Origin of the sequence: Pseudomonas sp. zfem001 (genome assembly GCF_032621725.1) — a bacterium.
GTDB classification, from domain to species: Bacteria; Pseudomonadota; Gammaproteobacteria; order Pseudomonadales; family Pseudomonadaceae; genus Aquipseudomonas; species Aquipseudomonas sediminis.
Genome location: NZ_JAVYJI010000007.1, coordinates 169,563 through 188,437, shown reverse-complemented (window position 1 = coordinate 188,437; position 18,875 = coordinate 169,563). Strand labels below are relative to the sequence as shown.

Annotated in this window: 16 protein-coding genes; 4 read left to right on the top strand and 12 right to left on the bottom strand. The window is 63.0% G+C overall.

The features are described from left to right. Positions 1–75: 75 nt before the first annotated feature. The 10 genes from RTH74_RS21335 to gcl form a co-directional block, all read right to left on the bottom strand. Positions 76–1,533, bottom strand: coding sequence for a DASS family sodium-coupled anion symporter (locus RTH74_RS21335; protein ID WP_316915976.1), 1,458 nt, complete (start codon positions 1,531–1,533; stop codon positions 76–78). Positions 1,534–1,616: 83 nt separating this feature from the next. Then, positions 1,617–2,483 (bottom strand): ion transporter, encoded by an 867-nt coding sequence (locus RTH74_RS21330; protein WP_316915975.1) that lies wholly within the window; start codon positions 2,481–2,483, stop codon positions 1,617–1,619. 64 nt (positions 2,484–2,547) lie between these two features. Then, on the bottom strand, positions 2,548–2,937 hold the full coding sequence (locus RTH74_RS21325) for a hypothetical protein (RefSeq protein ID WP_316915974.1): 390 nt from the start codon (positions 2,935–2,937) through the stop codon (positions 2,548–2,550). A gap of 59 nt (positions 2,938–2,996) precedes the next feature. Then, positions 2,997–4,022, bottom strand: coding sequence for a DNA topoisomerase IB (locus RTH74_RS21320; RefSeq protein WP_316915973.1), 1,026 nt, complete (start codon positions 4,020–4,022; stop codon positions 2,997–2,999). A 171-nt stretch (positions 4,023–4,193) separates the two neighbouring features. Next, positions 4,194–5,102, bottom strand: a complete 909-nt coding sequence (locus tag RTH74_RS21315) for an urea transporter (RefSeq protein WP_316915972.1) — start codon at positions 5,100–5,102, stop codon at positions 4,194–4,196. A gap of 249 nt (positions 5,103–5,351) precedes the next feature. After that, on the bottom strand, positions 5,352–6,767 hold the full coding sequence (pyk, locus tag RTH74_RS21310; RefSeq protein ID WP_099523096.1) for a pyruvate kinase: 1,416 nt from the start codon (positions 6,765–6,767) through the stop codon (positions 5,352–5,354). A 208-nt stretch (positions 6,768–6,975) separates the two neighbouring features. Beyond that, positions 6,976–8,295 (bottom strand): glycerate kinase, encoded by a 1,320-nt coding sequence (locus RTH74_RS21305; RefSeq protein ID WP_316915971.1) that lies wholly within the window; start codon positions 8,293–8,295, stop codon positions 6,976–6,978. A 410-nt stretch (positions 8,296–8,705) separates the two neighbouring features. Further along, positions 8,706–9,596, bottom strand: a complete 891-nt coding sequence (locus RTH74_RS21300) for a 2-hydroxy-3-oxopropionate reductase (RefSeq protein ID WP_316915970.1) — start codon at positions 9,594–9,596, stop codon at positions 8,706–8,708. A gap of 26 nt (positions 9,597–9,622) precedes the next feature. Beyond that, positions 9,623–10,405 carry a hydroxypyruvate isomerase gene (gene hyi, locus RTH74_RS21295; protein ID WP_316915969.1) on the bottom strand — a complete coding sequence of 261 codons (783 nt, stop codon included), beginning with the start codon at positions 10,403–10,405 and terminating at the stop codon, positions 9,623–9,625. A gap of 95 nt (positions 10,406–10,500) precedes the next feature. Then, entirely contained in the window at positions 10,501–12,276 is a 1,776-nt protein-coding gene (gene gcl, locus RTH74_RS21290; protein WP_316915968.1) for a glyoxylate carboligase, read from the bottom strand. 109 nt (positions 12,277–12,385) lie between these two features. Between gcl and RTH74_RS21285 the strand changes: the two genes are divergently transcribed. Further along, on the top strand, positions 12,386–13,300 hold the full coding sequence (locus RTH74_RS21285) for a LysR family transcriptional regulator (RefSeq protein WP_099523091.1): 915 nt from the start codon (positions 12,386–12,388) through the stop codon (positions 13,298–13,300). A gap of 176 nt (positions 13,301–13,476) precedes the next feature. After that, entirely contained in the window at positions 13,477–13,911 is a 435-nt protein-coding gene (locus RTH74_RS21280; RefSeq protein WP_125880175.1) for a GlcG/HbpS family heme-binding protein, read from the top strand. Between the two features lie 278 nt (positions 13,912–14,189). On the opposite strand, the gene RTH74_RS21275 is transcribed toward RTH74_RS21280, so the two are convergent. After that, entirely contained in the window at positions 14,190–14,834 is a 645-nt protein-coding gene (locus RTH74_RS21275; protein ID WP_017679203.1) for a TetR/AcrR family transcriptional regulator, read from the bottom strand. Between the two features lie 213 nt (positions 14,835–15,047). On the opposite strand from RTH74_RS21275, the gene moaA reads away from it, so the two are divergent. Together moaA and RTH74_RS21265 are read left to right on the top strand one after the other, a co-directional pair. After that, a complete protein-coding gene (moaA, locus tag RTH74_RS21270; protein ID WP_316915967.1) occupies positions 15,048–16,043 on the top strand; it encodes a GTP 3',8-cyclase MoaA in 996 nt (331 codons plus the stop codon). Positions 16,044–16,084: 41 nt separating this feature from the next. After that, complete coding sequence (locus RTH74_RS21265; RefSeq protein WP_316915966.1) at positions 16,085–16,924, top strand: transporter substrate-binding domain-containing protein; 840 nt, start codon at positions 16,085–16,087, stop codon at positions 16,922–16,924. Between the two features lie 4 nt (positions 16,925–16,928). Here RTH74_RS21265 and RTH74_RS21260 read toward each other — a convergent pair whose 3' ends face one another. Continuing rightward, a complete protein-coding gene (locus tag RTH74_RS21260; protein ID WP_179544602.1) occupies positions 16,929–18,395 on the bottom strand; it encodes an NCS1 family nucleobase:cation symporter-1 in 1,467 nt (488 codons plus the stop codon). Positions 18,396–18,875: the final 480 nt, after the last annotated feature.

Below are 18,875 nucleotides of genomic sequence, written 5' to 3'. Positions count from 1 at the left end.
GCGGGTTTCACCCGCTTTGCATTCCTAACGAAAACGGCGCCCGAAGGCGCCGTTTTCGTTGGCTGTGATCCGTGCTCAATGCGCCCAGATCATGCCCACCAGCAGATAGCAGATCAGCGTCACCAGCACCACGCCGAACAGGTTGAGAACGAAGCCCGCCTTGATCATCGACTGTATCTTCATGTGCCCGGTGCCGAACACGATGGCATTGGGCGGCGTTGCCACCGGCATCATGAAGGCGCAACTGGCGGCGATGGCGGCAGGAATCGCCAGCAGTTCGGCCGGCATACCCTGCGCTACGGCTAGCGCCCCCAGCAGCGGCAAGAAGGCGGCAGCGGTGGCGGTGTTGGAGGTGACTTCGGTCAGGAAGATGATCACCAGTACCACCACGCCGATCATCGCGATCACCGGCAGGGCGCTCAGTGCGCCGAGGCTTTGGGCGATCCACTCGGCCAGGCCGGTGCTGCGAATCACACCTGCCAGCGACAGGCCGCCGCCGAATAGCAGCAGAACGCCCCAGGGCAGTTTGCTGGCGCTTTCCCAGTTCATCAGGAACACGCGTTGCTTGGTGTCCACCGGGATGATGAACAGCGCCAGCGCCGCGGCGATGGCGATGCTGGTGTCGTTGACGCCCGATACCCATTCGCCGATCAGCGGCTGAAACACCCAGGCCAGTGCCGTGGCCACGAAAACCAGCGCCACCAGCTTCTCGCCGCGGCTCAGTGGGCCGAGTTCGGCCAGTTCGCTGCGGATCAGTTGCGTGCTGTCATGTCCGGCCAGGTTGAAGCCGCCACGGGTCAGCCACCACCAGATGAACGCTAGCATGATCACTGCTACTGGCACGCCGAGCAGCATCCACTGGCCGAAGCCGATCTGTACGTCATAGTTGTCGGCGAGGAAGGCCGCCAGCAAGGCATTCGGCGGGGTGCCGATCAGCGTGGCGATGCCACCGACACTGGCGGCGTAAGCAATCGCCAGCAGCAAGGCAGTGGCGAAGCGCTCACGATCGGCTTCGCCGGTGCTCTTCTCGCTGGTGAGCATGCCGATCACCGAAAGGCCGATAGGCAGCATCATGATGGTTGTGGCAGTGTTGCTCACCCACATGCTGAGGAAGGCCGTGGCCATCATGAAACCAGCGATCTGCCGGCTCGGCTTGCTGCCCATGGCCAGCAGCGTCATCAGCGCGATGCGCTTGTGCAGGTTCCAGCGCTCCATGGCCAGGCCCAGGACGAAACCACCGAGGAACAGGTAGATGGTCGGGTTGGCGTAGGGCGCGGTGGCGGCGTTGAGACTGTCGATACCCAGCGCCGGGATCAACAGGATCGGCAGCAGCGAAGTGGCCGGGATCGGAATGGCTTCGGTCGACCACCAGGTGGCCATCAGCAATGTCAGGCCGATGGTGGCCCAGGCAGTGCTGGAAAGGCCGCTCGGCGGCTCGGTGATCAGGCAGACGAGCAGTAGCAAGGGTCCCAGAATCAGACCAATCCAGGCAGCCTTGGCAGGTGCCGTGGATTCATTGGTGGTAACGGCCATGGCGCGCTTCCTTAAACTAAAAAGGCGGGCTTTATAGCCCAGGGGGCGACTTTATGACCACGCGCTGGCCAATCGGTTTTGCTTCAGTCTGTTTCAGGTGTGTTTTGCGTCGACGCTGACGGCTCGACCTGTCTGCTGAACAGCGGTCCACCGCAGCGGCTACAGAACGCCGCACTGTACTCGTGACGGTTCTTGCGACAATGCGGGCAGTCATGCTCCATCAGCCCGTCCTGGCGCATGGCGTTGGCCAGTTCGGCGGTGAAAATACCGGTAGGCACGGCGATGATCGAGTAGCCGGTGATCATCACCAGCGTAGCGAGCATCTGGCCTACGGGAGTTTGCGGAGTGATGTCGCCGAAGCCCACAGTGGTCAGCGTCACCACTGCCCAGTAGATACCGGTGGGAATGCTGGTGAAGCCATTGGCTGGGCCTTCGATGACGTACATCAGCGCGCCATACACCGTGACCAGGGTCGAGACGCTCACCAGAAACACCACGATCTTCTGCTTGCTGCCGCGCAGCGCCACCAGCAGGAAGTTGGCCTGGGTCAGGTACTGGCGCAGCTTGAGCACACGGAAGATGCGGATCATGCGGATGACGCGGACGATCATCAGATACTGCGCATCGGCGAACATCAACGCCAGGATGGCCGGCAGCACCGCGAGCAGGTCCACCAGGCCGAAGAAACTGAAGGCATAGCGCATAGGCTTGGGCGAGCTGTACAGGCGCAAGCCGTACTCGATGGCGAATAGCGCGGTGAAGAACCACTCCAGCGCGCCGAACACATCGGCGTACTGGTTGTGGAAGTGCTCGATGCTGTCGAGCATCACCACCACCAGGCTGGCGAGGATGGTCACCAGCAGCCAGTTGTCGAAGCGCTGCGCCGCCGGTGTGCTGGTTTCGAAAATGATGACGTAAAGGCGTTGGCGCCAGCTCTGCCGGTTTTCCATGGCAAGGTCCAAATCAAGCGAAAGAGCTCAGCCTAGGCAGGAAGGCGCAGCGAGGGCAAGGTTTCTAATCCCCCTCCAGCGACGACTCCTGCCTTGGATCACCGAGTACCAGGGTCTCGCCGGTGACCGGCGTCAGCCAGCCCGTGCCCATGTTACGTAGCAGCCAGTGCCACTGACCGTAACGGCTGGTCAACGTGCCGGTGGCGTAGCAGGGGCCGTAGAGGTACCAATCGTGTTCTTGGCGATTGGTGATGACAATGGCGTGGSGGAGGAAGTCGGCGACTTCCTCCGCCCTCACTCTGTAGTCCTTGCAGCTGTCCACGGCCGTGTTGGGGCCTTGGCCGATCTCGATCACCTCGATCTGCTGCACCGGCCCGATCACCGTCATCACCTCTTCGGCCAGTAGCGGTGCGGCCAACAGTTGCAGGCTCAGGCCGAGAATCCATCCTTTCATGCGTGCATCGTTCCTTGCTGACAGCTTTCAAGTGGTAGTCGCGACTATAGATGACGGCCTCAGGCGGGTGGCAGTTTTTCCAGAAAACGCATCAGCAGGCTTTCGTCGATGCGCAGGCCCTTGCGCGGTGTTGCCAGGCGGATGCCGGCCAGATCGCCAGCCTGGAAGGCTTCGAGCAGAGCAGGGTGGATGTAGCACTTGCGGCAGACAGCTGGCGTATTGCGCAATTGCTCAGCCACTTCCTTGACCATGGCCACCACATGTTTCTTGGCCGCACTTTCCGGCTGCCACTCGAGCTCGCGCAGCAGCGTCAGGGCCAGCGCGCTGCCGGCCCAGGTACGGTAGTGCTTGGCGGTGAAGTCGGCGCCGGTCAGTTCACGCAGATACTCGTTGATGTCGGTGGAGGTCACCGCGCGACGTTCGCCATCTTCGTCCAGATACTGGAACAGGTGTTGCCCGGGCAGTTCCAGGCAACGCTGGATGATGCGGGCCAGGCGGCGGTCACTGACCTGTACCTCGTGTTCGATACCGCTCTTGCCACGGAAGTGAAAGCGAATCGTGCTGCCTTGTACCTCGACGTGACGGTTGCGCAGGGTGGTCAGGCCATAGGAGCGATTTTCCCGTGCGTAGCGGGCGTTGCCGACCCGGATCAGGGTGTTGTCCAGCAGCATGATCACGGTGGCCAACACTTTCTCGCGGCGGTGTTCGCGTAGGCTCAGGTGCTGCTGCAGTGCTTCCCGCAGTGCTGGCAATGCCTTGCCGAATGCCAGCAGGCTGGCGTATTTGTCGGCATCGCGGATTTCGCGCCAGCGTGCGTGATAGCGGTATTGCTTGCGTCCGCGGGCATCGCGGCCGGTTGCTTGCAAATGGCCGTTGGCGAATGGGCAGATCCACACGTCGGTATAGGCGGGCGGCACTGCCAGGGCTTCGATGCGGGCCACTTGTCGCTTGTCGCGGATACGTTGGCCCTGACTGTCGAAATAGCAGAACTTGCCACGCAGCTTGCGCCGGCTGATGCCCGGCATGCTGTCGTCGACATAGCGCAGGTCGGCGGGTAGATCGATGTCGTCAGGCGTTGTGCTCATCGCCAGGCATCCTGCAACGAGGCACTTAACGCAGGCGACACGGCAGTAGCAGGACAGAAAATGATGTAGCGCATTGGCATCGCTCGGCGTGGCAGATATCCATTAGCCCGCCGAGCGTAGCGGTAGTTCAGTTTTTACGAGCTGAGGAGTTGCTTCTGCTGCTGCCAGGCCTCAGGAGGGTGTGCTGCGCTTCACAGCCTGTTGCCAGCTCTGAGCGCTGGCTTTTACCAGCCAGCAGGCGAGTATGAATGGCATGGTCAGGGCTGGTAGACCCAGCGCGCTGAAACCCGGTTGCAGGACCAGGGCAAGGATAATTCCCACTGCGGGGACCAATGGGCAGCGATAAACCTGGGCCAGGGCAATGGCGGCGAGGGTGGCGTTGTAGCCGTAGAGACCGGCCAGCGTGCCATCGCTGGGCCAACCGTAGAACAAGGCCACTACCGAGCCGCTGCTGGAGCCCAATAACGCCCACAGCGCCGTGCGGCCATCGGCCAGGCGCAATCCGATCAGCAGACATAGGCCAGCCAGGGGCGAGTCGAGAAAAATGACCTGACCCAAGCCGCGCAGCACGCCGAGTAGCAGCTGCAGGAAACTCAGCTCCGGTGCAGCGGGCGTGCCGGCTGGCGTATCGAGTGGCAGTTGTAGCCGGATGACCAGTGCCAGCATCAGCCAACCCAGCAGCACGAAGGGAAAGGTGAAGGCAGGCAGCCAGTCATGTTTGCGCATGCGCTGCATCCAGGGCGCGAGCAGCAGGCTGGAGAGGGCGGCGCTGGCGATGATCAGCACGGGCAGCAGCGGTGTCCATGGCAGTTTCAGGCTGAGCAGCAGGCCGAGCAGGATGCCGTTATAGCCATACAGGCCGATGGCGATATCGGCGGGCGGGTAGCCGCGGCGTTGCGCGATCAGCATCGAGGTCAGGCCGCCGAGCAGGGCGCCGGGCAGCAGGTCAGGGGCGCCAATGAGGATGGCGATCAGCACCAGCAGGCCGCAGCCGGGGTGCTGTTGCAGGAAGATCTGAGCGAAGCCGTTGAGCAGGGCGCGCAGGCTTAGCAGGATAGCGGGGGAAGGGAGAGGCAACATGCTGGGGCCGCTCGTAGGGTGCGCCGTGCGCACCGACAACGGGACGCAAGATGCACACGGGCCAGGCGGCCCCGTGACACCCTACGAATCAATACAACGCGCAGCCGGATGAAATCCGGGGCGCAGGGTCAGAGCATTCCCCGGATTTCATCCGAGCTACGGAGCTGTGTAGGGTGCGCCGTGCGCACCTTTTATTCGTGCGTACGGCTTTCGGTGCGCATGGCGCACCCTACAGGAGAGCTGCGCGGCTCAATGCAGCGTTTCGATCCTCAGGCTGTTGGTGCTGCCGGGTTGGCCGAAGGGTTCGCCGGCGGTGATCACCACGGTTTCGCCACGCTGGGCCATGCCCTGGGCCTGGGCGATTTCCAGCGCGGTGCTGGTGACTTCCTCGACCTTGCGCAGGCGTTCGTTGACCACCGAGTAGATGCCCCAGGCCACGGTCAGGCGCCGCGCCGTGGTCAGGCTCGGGGTGAGGCTCAGGATTGGCGCCTTGGGCCGCTCGCGCGAGGCGCGCAGGCTGCTGGCACCGGACTCGGTGTAATTGACCAATGCGGCGACCGGCAGGATCGAGCTGATACGGCGAATGGCGCAACTGATGGCGTCGCTGGCGGTGGCCTCGGCCTGCGGACGGCCGACGTCGAGCTGGCTCTGGTAGTCCGGGCCGTTTTCCACCTGGCGGATGATCTTGCTCATCATCTGCACGGTTTCCAGCGGGTAGTCGCCGGAGGCGGTTTCGGCCGACAGCATTACCGCATCGGCGCCTTCGGCCACGGCGTTGGCCACGTCGGTGACTTCGGCACGGGTCGGTGCCGGGGAGAAACGCATGGATTCGAGCATCTGCGTGGCCACGACCACCGGGCGGCCCAGTTGGCGGCAGGTGCGCACGATGTCCTTCTGGATACGCGGCACGTTCTCGGCCGGTACTTCCACGCCCAGGTCTCCGCGCGCCACCATGATGGCGTCGCACAGCTTGGCGATTTCTTCCAGGTGGATCACCGCCGAGGGCTTCTCGATCTTGGCCATGAGGAAGGCCTTGCCGCCGATCAGTTCGCGGGCTTCGACGATGTCCTCAGGGCGCTGCACGAAGGACAGCGCGACCCAGTCCACGCCCAGCTCAAGGCCGAAGGTCAGGTCGCGGCGGTCTTTCTCGGTCAGCGGTGATAGTTGCAGCACGGCCTCGGGTACGTTGACGCCCTTGCGGTCGGACAGTTCGCCACCGGCGATCACTTCGGTGATCACGGCATCATTCTGCTTGGCGGTCACTTTCAGGCGCAGGCGGCCGTCGTCCAGCAGCAGGCTCATGCCCGGCTGCAGGGCTTCGATGATTTCCGGGTGGGGCAGGTTGACCCGGCTGGCGTCACCGGGCGTCTTGTCCAGATCCAGGCGCAGGCTCTGGCCGTTGACCAGTTGCACCTTGCCTTCGGCAAAGCGGCCGACGCGCAGCTTCGGCCCCTGTAGGTCCATGAGGATGCCGATGGGCTGGTTCAGCTCGCGCTCCACCTCACGCACCCACTGGTAGCGCTGGGCGTGGTCGGCGTGTTCGCCGTGGCTGAAGTTGAGGCGAAACAGGTTGACCCCGGCTTCCACCAGTTGGCGGATGTGTGCGGCATCGCGGATGGCCGGGCCGAGGGTGGCGAGGATCTTTACTTTCTTGTCGGCGTTCATTGGGCAGGTCTCTAGGGGCTGTTGACGTTTCGGCGCGAGTCGCGTTGCCGCGCCAAATGACGCCAGGCTAGGCACGGGACGCAGGGAATGGTGTTCCCTTGCCAAGTCCCGTAACGACGCATGGCGTCATTTGCCGCGCAACCCGGAGGGCCGGGTCTGTTTTTGCGCGCTGCGTTACTCGTCATTCATGCGGAATAAAAATCTTTCTTCACTCCTTGTCTCGCGCAAAAGCAGGTTCCGGCGCGGCCGCGAGCGGAGCGTCAGCAGCCCCTACAATCAGAATGGCGCGGAAGTCGTTGACGTTGGTACGGGTCGGGCCGGTGACGATCAGCTCGTCGAGGGCGGCGAAGTAGCCATAGCCGTTGTTGTCGTCCAGTTCGTCGCGGGCGCTCAGGCCCTTGATGCCGGCGCGGGCGTAGCTATAGGGCGTCATAATGGCGCCGGCGTTGTCTTCGGAGCCGTCGATGCCGTCGGTATCACCGGCCAGCGCGTAGACGCCGGGCAGGCCCTTGAGGCTGTCGGTGAGGCTCAGGAGGAATTCGGCGTTGCGCCCGCCACGGCCGTTGCCGCGCACGGTGACGGTGGTTTCGCCGCCGGAGAGGATTACGCAGGGCGGTTTGATCGGCTGGCCATGCAGCTGTACCTGGCGGGCGATGCCGGCATGCACCTTGGCCACGTCGCGCGACTCGCCTTCCAGGTCGCCGAGGATCAGCACCGGGAAACCGGCGGCTTCAGCCTTGGCCGCGGCGGCGTCGAGCGACTGCTGCGGGGTGGCGATCAATTGGAAGTGGCTACGAGCGAGTACCGGATCGCCGGGCTTGACCGTTTCCGAGCGTGGGTCCTGCAGCCAGCTGCGTACGTTGGCCGGGATGTCGATGGCGTAGCGGGCAAGAATCGCCAGGGCTTCGGCCGAGGTGGTCGGGTCACCCACGGTGGGGCCGGAGGCAATCACCGTGGCTTCGTCACCGGGCACGTCGGAGATGGCGTAGGTGTACACGGTGGCCGGCCAGCAGGCCTTGGCCAGGCGGCCGCCCTTGATCGCCGAGAGGTGCTTGCGTACGCAGTTCATCTCACCGATGGTGGCGCCGGATTTGAGCAGGGCCTTGTTGATCGCCTGCTTGTCCTTGAGGCTGATGCCTTCGGCCGGCAACGCCAGCAACGAAGAGCCGCCACCGGAGAGAAGGAAGATCACGCGGTCGTCTTCGCTGAGGTTCGACACCAGCTCCAGGACGCGGCGCGCGACACGCTCGCCGGCATCGTCCGGCACCGGGTGTGCGGCTTCCACCACTTCGATCTTCTTGCAGTCGGCGCCGTGCTCGTAGCGGGTCACCACCAGGCCGCTGGCCTCGCCTTGCCATTCCTGCTCGATCACCTCGGCCATCGCCGCTGCGGCCTTGCCGGCGCCGATAACAATGACGCGGCCACTGCGGTCGGCGGGCAGATGATCGGCCAGCACCTGGCGCGGATGCGCGGCAGCGATGGCGGTGGCGAACAGGTCGCGCAGCAGGCGTTGCGGGTCGAAGGTCATGGCGATGTTCTCTTGTTCTGGGGTGACGCTGGATGATCGTTCCCGCGTCCGCGTGGTAACGCCTGGCGAGACGCTAAGGCGCCTGCTGTTGTATGACGCGAAGCGTCACGAGATGCATGCCCACGCAGAGCGTGGAAACGATCAATGTTCTTTCGCTGGATCGATTCCAGTCCGCAGGCGCCGCGTGGCAGCGACTGGGGAGTGGAATCGACCGACCTGGCAATCGGGCCGTGACACCTCCTGCCAGGAAGGTCGAAAGGGTGGGCCAGAAGCAAAGCCCCTCTCCCTAACCCTCTCCCATAAATGGGAGAGGGGACTGGTTTGGCGTACGCCGAAAATCGGTATAACGCCGAGCTGCTTGTCTCCCCTCTCCCGCATGCGGGAGAGGGGCCGGGGGAGAGGGCGCTCTGTTACTCGCCGCGGATATTGAAGTTGGCCATGTGCTCCAGGCCCTTGATCAGGCCGGAGTGGTCCCAACCGCTGCCGCCGAGGGCCGCGCAGGTGCTGAACACTTGCTGGGCGTTGGCGGTGTTGGGCAGGTTCAGGCCCAGCTCGCGAGCGCCGGACAGCGCCAGGTTGAGGTCCTTCTGGTGCAGGCTGATGCGGAAGCCCGGATCGAAGGTGCCCTTGATCATGCGCTCGCCGTGTACTTCGAGGATTTTCGAGCCGGCGAAGCCGCCCATCAGCGCTTCACGCACTTTGGCTGGATCGGCGCCGTTCTTGGCGGCGAACAGCAGAGCTTCGGCCACTGCCTGGATGTTCAGCGCGACGATGATCTGGTTGGCCACCTTGGCGGTCTGGCCGTCGCCGTTGCCGCCAACGCGGGTGATGTTCTTACCCATTGCCTGGAACAGCGGCAGGGCGCGTTCGAAGGCGTTCGGGCAGCCACCGACCATGATCGACAGGGTCGCGGCCTTGGCACCAACTTCACCGCCGGACACTGGGGCGTCCAGGTAAGCGGCGCCGGTGGCCTTGATCTTCTCGGCGAAGATCTTGGTCGCGGTGGGGGAGATCGAGCTCATGTCGATCACTACCTTGCCGGCGCCAACGCCCGCAGCAACGCCATCGGCGCGGAACAGCACGTCTTCGACCTGCGGGGTGTCCGGGACCATGACGATGATGAATTCGGCTTCCTGAGCGACTTCCTTCGGGTTGGCCAGGGCGATGCCGTTGTCGCCAACCAGGTCGGCCGGGGCCTTGTCGAAGTGCTCGGAGAAGAACAGGGTGTGGCCGGCTTTCTGCAGGTTCTGCGCCATGGGTTTGCCCATGATGCCGGTGCCGATGAATCCGATTTTAGCCATGAGAGATTGCTCCTGAAGAGTGGGGCTCAGATTGCGTTGTGCGCTTTCATCCAGCCGAGGCCGGCAGCGGTGGTGGTTGCCGGCTTGTATTCACAGCCGATCCAGCCCTGGTAGCCGATGCGATCCAGGTGCTCGAAGAGGAAGCGATAGTTGATCTCGCCAGTGCCCGGCTCGTTGCGGCCCGGGTTGTCGGCCAACTGCACGTGGTTGATGGCGGCCAGGTTGCTTTCAACCGTACGGGCCAGGTCACCTTCCATGATCTGCATGTGGTAGATGTCGTACTGCAGGTACAGGTTGGTGCTGCCGACCTTGTCGCGGATGTCCAGCGCCTGCTTGGTGTTGTTCAGGTAGAAGCCGGGGATGTCGCGGGTGTTGATGGCTTCCATGACCAGACGAATACCGGCGCCGGCCAGCTTGTCAGCGGCGTAGCGCAGGTTGTCGACGAAGGTCTTCTCGACGGTGGCGCAGTCCACGCCCTGCGGGCGGATGCCGGCCAGGCAGTTGATCTGCTTGTTGCCCAGCACCTTGGCGTAGGCGATGGCCTTGTCGACGCCAGCGCGAAATTCCTCGACGCGGTCCGGGTAGCAGGCGATGCCGCGCTCACCCTTGGCCCAGTCGCCGGCGGGCAGGTTGAACAGCACCTGCTCGAGCTTGTTGGCGTCCAGGCGGGCCTTGATCTCTTCTACCGGAAAGTCATAGGGGAAGAGATATTCCACGCCGCTGAAACCGGCTTCGGCGGCAGCGGCGAAACGGTCCAGAAAGTCCACTTCGGTGAACAGCATGGACAGGTTGGCAGCAAAACGGGGCATGGTTGGCTCCTTGTCGTGGTGCAATTTCGTAGGGTGCGCCGTGCGCACCTGGTGGTACGCGGTCATATGGCGGGGTGCGTGGCGCACCCTACGGATCAGTCGAGCAGCGAGATGGCGGTCGGCGCGTCGACGCCGCGCTCGGCCAGTTCCTCGAACTCGTTGATGGCGTTGATCTCGGTGCCCATGGAGATGTTGGTGACACGCTCCAGGATGATTTCCACCACCACCGGTACGCGGTGCTCGGCCATCAGGCGCTTGGCTTCGGCGAAGGCGTTCTGCAGCTCGTTCGGGTCGAACACGCGGATCGCCTTGCAGCCCAGGCCCTCGACTACCGCGACGTGGTCGACGCCGTAACCGTTGAGCTCCGGCGCGTTGATGTTCTCGAACGCCAGTTGCACGCAGTAATCGATGTCGAAGCCGCGCTGCGCCTGACGGATCAGACCCAGGTAGGAGTTGTTCACCAGCACGTGGATGTACGGCAGGTTGAACTGCGCGCCGACGGCCAGCTCCTCGATCATGAACTGGAAGTCATAGTCGCCGGACAGCGCCACCACGTTGCGGTTCGGGTCGGCCTTGACCACGCCTAGGGCCGCCGGAATGGTCCAGCCCAGCGGACCGGCCTGGCCGCAGTTGATCCAGTGACGCGGCTTGTACACGTGCAGGAACTGAGCGCCGGCGATCTGCGACAGACCGATGGTGCTGACGTAGCAGGTGTCCTTACCGAAGGCTTCGTTCATCTCTTCGTACACGCGCTGCGGTTTGGCCGGCACGTTGTCGAAGTGGGTCTTGCGCTGCAGGGTACGCTTGCGCTCACGGCAGGACTCGACCCAGGCGCTACGGTCTTTCAGCTTGCCGGCGGCTTTCCACTCGCGGGCCACTTCGAGGAAGGCGTCCAGCGCTTTGCCGGCGTCGGAGGCGATGCCCAGATCCGGGTTGAACACGCGGCCAATCTGCGTCGGTTCGATGTCGACGTGGATGAACTTGCGGCCTTCGGTATAGACGTCGACCGAACCGGTGTGGCGGTTAGCCCAGCGGTTGCCGATGCCGAATACCAGGTCGGAGGCGAGCAGGGTGGCGTTGCCGTAACGGTGCGAGGTCTGCAGACCGACCATGCCGACCATCAGTTTGTGATCGTCAGGAATCGCGCCCCAGCCCATCAGCGTCGGCACTACCGGCACGCCGGTCAGTTCGGCGAATTCGACCAGTTTGTCCGCTGCATCGGCATTGAAGATACCGCCACCAGCGACCAGCAGCGGGCGCTCGGCCTCGTTGAGCATGGCGATGGCTTTCTCTGCCTGGACGCGGCTGGTGCTCGGCTTGGCAACCGGCAGCGGCTCGTAGGCATCGATGTCGAATTCGATCTCGGCCATCTGCACGTCGAACGGCAGGTCGATCAGCACCGGGCCGGGACGGCCACTGCGCATTTCATGGAACGCACGCTGGAAGGCGCGCGGCACTTGGCCGGGCTCCATCACGGTGGTGGCCCACTTGGTCACCGGACCGACGATGCTGGTGATGTCGACTGCCTGGAAATCTTCTTTGTGCATACGGGCACGCGGCGCCTGGCCGGTGATGCACAAAATTGGAATGGAGTCGGCGGACGCCGAGTAAAGGCCGGTGACCATATCGGTGCCGGCGGGGCCGGAGGTGCCGATGCACACGCCGATGTTGCCGGCATTGGTGCGGGTGTAACCCTCGGCCATGTGCGAAGCGCCTTCGACGTGACGGGCCAGGACGTGATCGATGCCACCGAGTTTCTTCAGTGCGGCATACAGGGGGTTGATGGCAGCGCCGGGGACGCCGAACGCGATATCAACGCCTTCGCGACGCATCACCAGTACGGCTGCCTCGATTGCTCTCATTCTGGCCATGACCATTCCTCTCGAATCGGTTGTTTTTCTGTTGAGGGAGAGGATGACCGCTGGGCGAAAGAGGGGGAATTGATGGATACTTCAGTTCTGTCGATATCTGGAGTATCGAATGGACCGTCATACCCTTATCCGTAGTTTCGTTCTGGTTGCCGATAACGGCAGCTTCGCTTCGGCCGCCCTCAGTGAGGGCGTGACGCCCGTGGTGATGGGGCGGCGGCTGGATGCGCTGGAGCAACACCTGGGCGTCAAACTGATGCACCGCTCCACGCGCGGGCTGCAACTGACCGACCTGGGCGAGCAGTACCTGGAGCGTGCCCGCAACCTGCTCAAGGACTTCGACGAGGCCGATGCAAGCGTCGCGCGCGGCGGTAAATCGGTGCGCGGGCATCTGGTGGTGTCCGCGCCGGCGGCGTTCGGCCGGCGTCATATCGCGCCCCATGCACCGGCGTTCCTGGCGCAATACCCAGACCTCAAGCTGTCGTTCAACTTCACTGACAGCGTGGTGGATCTGGTGCGTCAGGGCTACGACATGGGCATTCGCATCGGTGAGGTCACCGACCCCAACTATGTGGCGCTCAAGCTGTTTCCCAATCGCCGAGTGGTCTGCGGCGCGCCGCGTTATTTCGAGTTGTATGGCGTGCCGCGCACGCCGGATGACCTGGTGCGGCACAACTGCCTGGCGTTCAACATGCAGGGTGGCCAGCAACGTGGCTGGACGTTCCTGCGTGACGGCCGGCAGGTGGCGGTGAAGGTGGCCGGCAACCTCGACTGCAACGATGGCGAGCTGCTCTATAGCTGGGTCAAGCAGGGGCTGGGGATCGGCTGGCGCTCCACCTGGGAGATCCAGGCCGAGCTGAAAGCGGGCGAGTTGGTGACGGTGCTCGACGAGTACGCCCTGCCAGCCTACGACATCCAGGCGGTGTTCCCGCAGCAGCGTTATCTGCCGGCCAAGGTGCGTTTCTTCATCGATTATCTGAAAGGCATCTACAACACGCCGGGCTACTGGGAAGCCCGTAATGGGTAAGGGTTATTCGATACTTTGATTGAGTTATTTGATTTTAATTTTTGTGCACAAAAATTATTTTAATTGTGCTCAGTGATTGTAATCGGTTTCTCCTTCGGCTATTTCATAGGGCGTTTTCTGATGCCGCGCACTTGCGTGTGTGGATGCCCGTATCTGCAGTTTTGGAGATTGCCTCTATGAGTAGCCTTAACCTGAATGTCGCTTTGAACATCACCCTCAATGCCCTCGCCGTGGGGCGGGAGATAAAGGCGGCGCCGCTGACGGTGGCGGTGTTGGATGCCGGTGGACACCTGATCAGCCTGCAGCGCGAGGACGGCGCCAGCCTGCTGCGCCCGCAGATCGCCATTGGCAAGGCCTGGGGGGCGTTGGCCCTGGGCAAGGGCTCGCGGCTGATCGCTGCCGACGCGCAGCAACGTCCGGCGTTCATCGGTGCGGTCAACAATCTGGCGCAGGGCAGCCTGATCCCGGCGCCGGGCGGAGTTCTGATTCGTGACGAGCGCGGCGAGGTGATTGGCGCCGTCGGTATCACCGGCGACACCTCGGATATCGATGAGCAGTGTGCAGTGAGTGCGCTGGAGTCGCTGGGCCTGCAGGCGGACGCAGGGGCGTAGGGTGTTGCGGGGCCGCCCAGGCTCTGCGCACTGGCTTGATCACGGCTGTGCGATGCCCCCGATGCATCCGGGCTACGACTGTGGGATGGGCTTGAGCCGCGACTACGGCATCGAAGCGTCGCCGCTAAAGCGCCTCCCACGGTTTTCGGCTTTGCGTAGGGTTAACTTCTACCAGTCCGTAGGGCGTGCCGTGCGCACCAAGGCTTCCCGAGCGTCCGTGTCGTAAACTCGGTGCGCGCGGCGCACCCTACGGGTTTGGCATAGGCCGCGGATTCGAGTTAGGCGCTGGTCACCAGCTCGGATGCCTTCGATGGCATCGGGCTGACGTCGCAGCCTTTGAGCACCAGGCGAATGATGGTCTGCGCGGCGGCTTCGTAGTCGGCATCGTCCAGGCTGGCCTTGCCGGTGACGGTGGATATCTGCCAGTCGAAGTCGGCGTAGGTCTGGGTCGCCGCCCAGATGCTGAACAGCAGGTGGTGCGGGTCGACCTGCGCCATCTGTCGTTGATCGATCCAGCGCTGGATGCAGGCAATATTGTGTTTGGCCTGGGCGTTGAGCTGTTCGGTCTGTTCCGGCGACAGGTGCGGCGCACCGTGCATGATCTCGCTGGCGAATACCTTGGAGGCGTGAGGTAGTTCGCGGGAGATGCGGATCTTCGAGCGGATGTAGGCGGTCAGCACTTCGCTCGGATGGCCCGGCTGGTTGAAGGGGGCAGAGGCGGCCAGCAGTGGCTCGATGATGCTTTCCAGGACCTCGCGGTAGAGGTTTTCCTTGGACTTGAAGTAGTAGTAGACGTTGGGCTTGGGCAGGCCTGCCTTGGCCGCAATGTCACTGGTCTTGGTGGCGGCGAAGCCCTTGTCGGCGAACTCCTCGCTGGCTGCGCGCAGGATGAGCTCTTTGTTACGCTCGCGGATGCTGGTCATAAGGCCCTGTGGTTTGCTCTGCCGCCGGGCGGCGGTCGGGCATGGTAGCACCGGCTTTGCGCGAGGCTCAAGGCAGCGGCCACGGGCTGCTCAGCGCTTAACTGACTCTGTGGTCAAATTTCTGTATACAAGAAATCGCTTTTCTGTTTCTATCGCGCACAGCGTTATCCATGACATAAAAGTCTCGGCGCGTGACGCTGCAGGAGACCTACCGTGAACACCCATCAGCTCGTCGATCCCTTCGGTCGGCGCATCACCTACCTGCGTTTGTCGGTGACCGATCGCTGCGATTTTCGCTGCACCTACTGCATGAGCGAAGACATGCAGTTCGCGCCGCGCGCTCAGATTCTCAGTCTGGAAGAACTCTACGCTGTGGCCGATGCCTTCATCGGGCTGGGCGTGCGACGTATCCGCATCACTGGTGGCGAGCCGCTGGTGCGCAAGAACCTGCTGAGCCTGCTGCAGCGCCTGGGTGAGCGTGACGAGCTGGATGACCTGGCGATCACCACCAATGGCTCGCAACTGGCAGAGATGGCTGCACCGTTGCGCGCGGCTGGCGTGCGGCGCCTGAATATCAGCCTGGATTCCCTGCAGCGCGAACGCTTTGCCGCCTTTACCCGGCGCGACAAGCTCGATCAGGTGCTGGCTGGTATCGAGGCGGCACGCGCGGCCGGCTTCGAGCGGATCAAGCTCAACAGCGTGGTGCAGAGTGGGCGTAACGACGACGAGGTGCTGGATCTGGTCGAGTTCGCCATCGAGCGCGGGCTGGACATCAGCTTCATCGAGGAAATGCCGCTGGGCAGCGTGGTCAGCCACAGCCGCGAGCAAACCTTCTGCTCCAGCGACGAGGTGCGTCAGCGCATCGAACAGCGGCATGCGCTGGTGCGCAGCAGCAAGGTTACCGGCGGCCCGTCGCGCTACTGGCAGGTGCTCGGTACGCAGACCCAGGTAGGGTTCATCTCGCCACACAGTCACAACTTCTGCGGCGACTGCAACCGTGTGCGGGTCACCGCCGAGGGCAAGTTGGTGCTCTGCCTTGGCCATGACAACGCGCTGGATCTCAAGCGCCTGTTGCGGGCACATCCGGGTGACGACGAGCGCCTGCGCCAGGCGCTGATCGAGGCGCTGCGGCTCAAACCCGAGCGGCACCATTTCGCCACCGACGAGCAGGTCCAGGTGGTGCGCTTCATGAGCATGACCGGCGGCTAGGCCGTCACCGCGATCTCAAAACAACAATAAGGAGGCTCTTGATGCAGCCCGTACGACTGTGCCTGTTTTCCACCATTCTGCTGGCGCCCGCTGCCCTGGCGCAGACCTACGTGGTCGGTGTCGAGGACCTGTCATTCGCGCCGCACTACAGCCTCGATGGCGAAGGGCAGTACCGTGGTTTCGCCCGCGAGGTGCTGGATGCCTTCGCCGCCGATAGTGGCCTGAGCCTGAGCTACAAGGCGTTGCCGGTGGATCAGTTGCTGCCGGCCCTGCTGCGCGGCGAGATCGACTTCAAGTACCCGGACAGTCCGCACTGGGCCGGCGCGCAAAAGGCGGGCATGGCGCTGCAGTACAGCCAGGCCGTGGTCGACTACGTCGATGGTGCGCTGGTCGCGCCGCAGCGTCAGGGGCAGCCGTTGGAGAACATTCATCGCCTGGCGATGGTGCAGGGCTGGACGCCGCGTGGATACGAGCAGCGTATCGACAGTGGGCAGATCCAGCTGAGCTACAGCGATGATCTGCGCCAGATGATTCGTCAGGCCTTGAAGCAGGAGACTGACGGCGCCTACTTCAATGTGGTGGTGGCCACCCATTATCTGGACAACATTCGCGCCCGGCCTGGTGCCCTGGTGTTCGACCCCAAGTTGCCGCACACCCGTGGCAGTTTTCATCTGTCGAGCTTGCGCCATCCGCAGCTGATCGCCCGTTTTGATCGTTTTCTCGCGGAACACGCGGCCCAGGTGGCGGCGCTCAAGGCGAGCTATCGGGTCGAGGCCAATCTCGATAGTGAGTACATGGGGGTCGAGCAATGGAAGGTGGACTTTCTCGAGCGGCAGAAAGAAAAAGCCGGCGCACAGGCGCCGGCTTCGTCCCGTCAGTGAGTGCTCAGAGGCTGGCGTCGGCGCGTTTCAGTGCCTGCGCCTGGCCATGCATCAGGCCGTAGTGCAGCACGGCGCCGAGCAGGGCGCCAAGCAGCCAGGCGTAGCCAGACAGGTGGCTCAGAACGGGCGCCCATACCGAGGCGACGGAGAATACGGAACCGATGGCGAAGGCGAGCATCGCCTTGCGGTTCCAGCCGCCGTCGAAGTAATAGGCCGAACCGACCTCGGCGCTGAACAGCTGCTGCAGGTCGAGCTTGCGGCGACGCACCAGGTAGTAGTCGGCGACGATGATGCCGTATAGCGGAGCCAGCACCGCGCCCAAGGTGTCGACGAAGGCGGCGATACCGACGCTACTGATGAAGGCCACCCACAGGGCGCCGATGAAGAAGGCGATGCCGGCGGTGATGAAGCCACCGGTGCGGGCGCTGATATGCGCCGGTGCCAGGTTGGCCAGGTCATAGGCTGGCGGGATGAAGTTGGCCACCAGGTTGATGCCCACGGTCGCGGCGAAGAAGGTCAGCGCGGCGATGATGGTCAGGGTCAGGTTGTCGACACGCGCAACGATATCGGTCGGGTTGGTCAGCGTTTCACCGAACACCACCACGGTGCCGGCGGTGATTACCAGCGCGATCAGCGAGAAGATTGCCAGGCTCACCGGCAGGCCGAGGAAATTGCCGATGGTCATCTGCTTCTCGCTTTTGACGAAGCGGGCGAAGTCGCCGTAGTTGATCACCACTGCGGCGAAGTAGGCGACCATGGTGCCGACTACCGCGAAGAACGCGGCCACCGGGCCAGCGGCATACTCACCGTTGCCGCTGAAGATGTTGCCTAGCTCACTGAGCAGGCTCGGGCCGGCCTGGTACCAGATCAGGCCCATCAGCACGATCATCACCACGTAGACCAACGGCCCGGCCCAGTTGAGGAAGCGGGTGATCCAGCTCATGCCGCAGACGAAAAGGCTGACCTGGAACACGCAGACGATCACGTAGGACAGCCAGCCGATGGCGGTCAGCCCCATATAGACGGCCGGGTTCTGTGGCTCCAACAGCGAGTTGAGTAGCAGGGCGACTGCGGTGGAAGCGAAGTAGGTCTGCACGCCGTACCAGAAGATGGCGACGATGCCACGTACCAGTGCGGGGAAGTTGGCGCCGCGTACGCCCATGCTGGCGCGGGCGAATACCGGGAAGGGAATGCCGTATTTGACGCTGGGTTTGCCAGTCAGTTGTACCAGGCCCATGACGATGCAGCCGGCGAGGACGATACCGGCCAGCACCGCCCAGCCATTGAGCCCGTAGGAGATGAACAGCGTCGCCGCCAGGGTGTAGCCGAACAGGCTTTGAATGTCGTTCGACCAGACGTTGAAAATCTCGAACCAGCCCCAGGTACGTTTTTCTGGGGCCAGTGGGGCGAGGTCCTCGTTGTGTAGCGAGGGATCGATGTGCTTGATGCGAAAGTCTTCGGTGGTGGACATGGACAGCTCCCAGTTTTGTTCTTGCGCCGCGGCGATCTATGAGGAGATTTGTCTGCAGGTTTCGTTCCGATTTTGTATTCGCGTCATGACTGAATCGATGTATACAGCCATTTCGACAGTGTTTCGGTCGTAACCTGAATGTCTTGTACACAGAAAATACGTTGCTGAATATGGCTTTCGGATAAATTGCACACAAAAATCAAATATATTGTGATCAAAAACTTGACTTTGCGGTCAGTTGCATGGCTGCAAGCTATTGATTGAAAAGCGCCTTGGAGTCCCGGTTGTGCACCGGCGTGGTGCTGAGGTGTATTTGCTGGCGCTGGGTTGGTGCGGCGATACAGACCGCTTTGCCAAGGGCGGTGCGTACGGCGCATCCTGCGGATGGTGCCCTGCCGCGTAGGGTGTGTCGTACGCACCTGCCATTGATCGGTCAAAGAAAAAGGGGGAGGGCGCGAACGCCATCCCCCTTTTACCTGG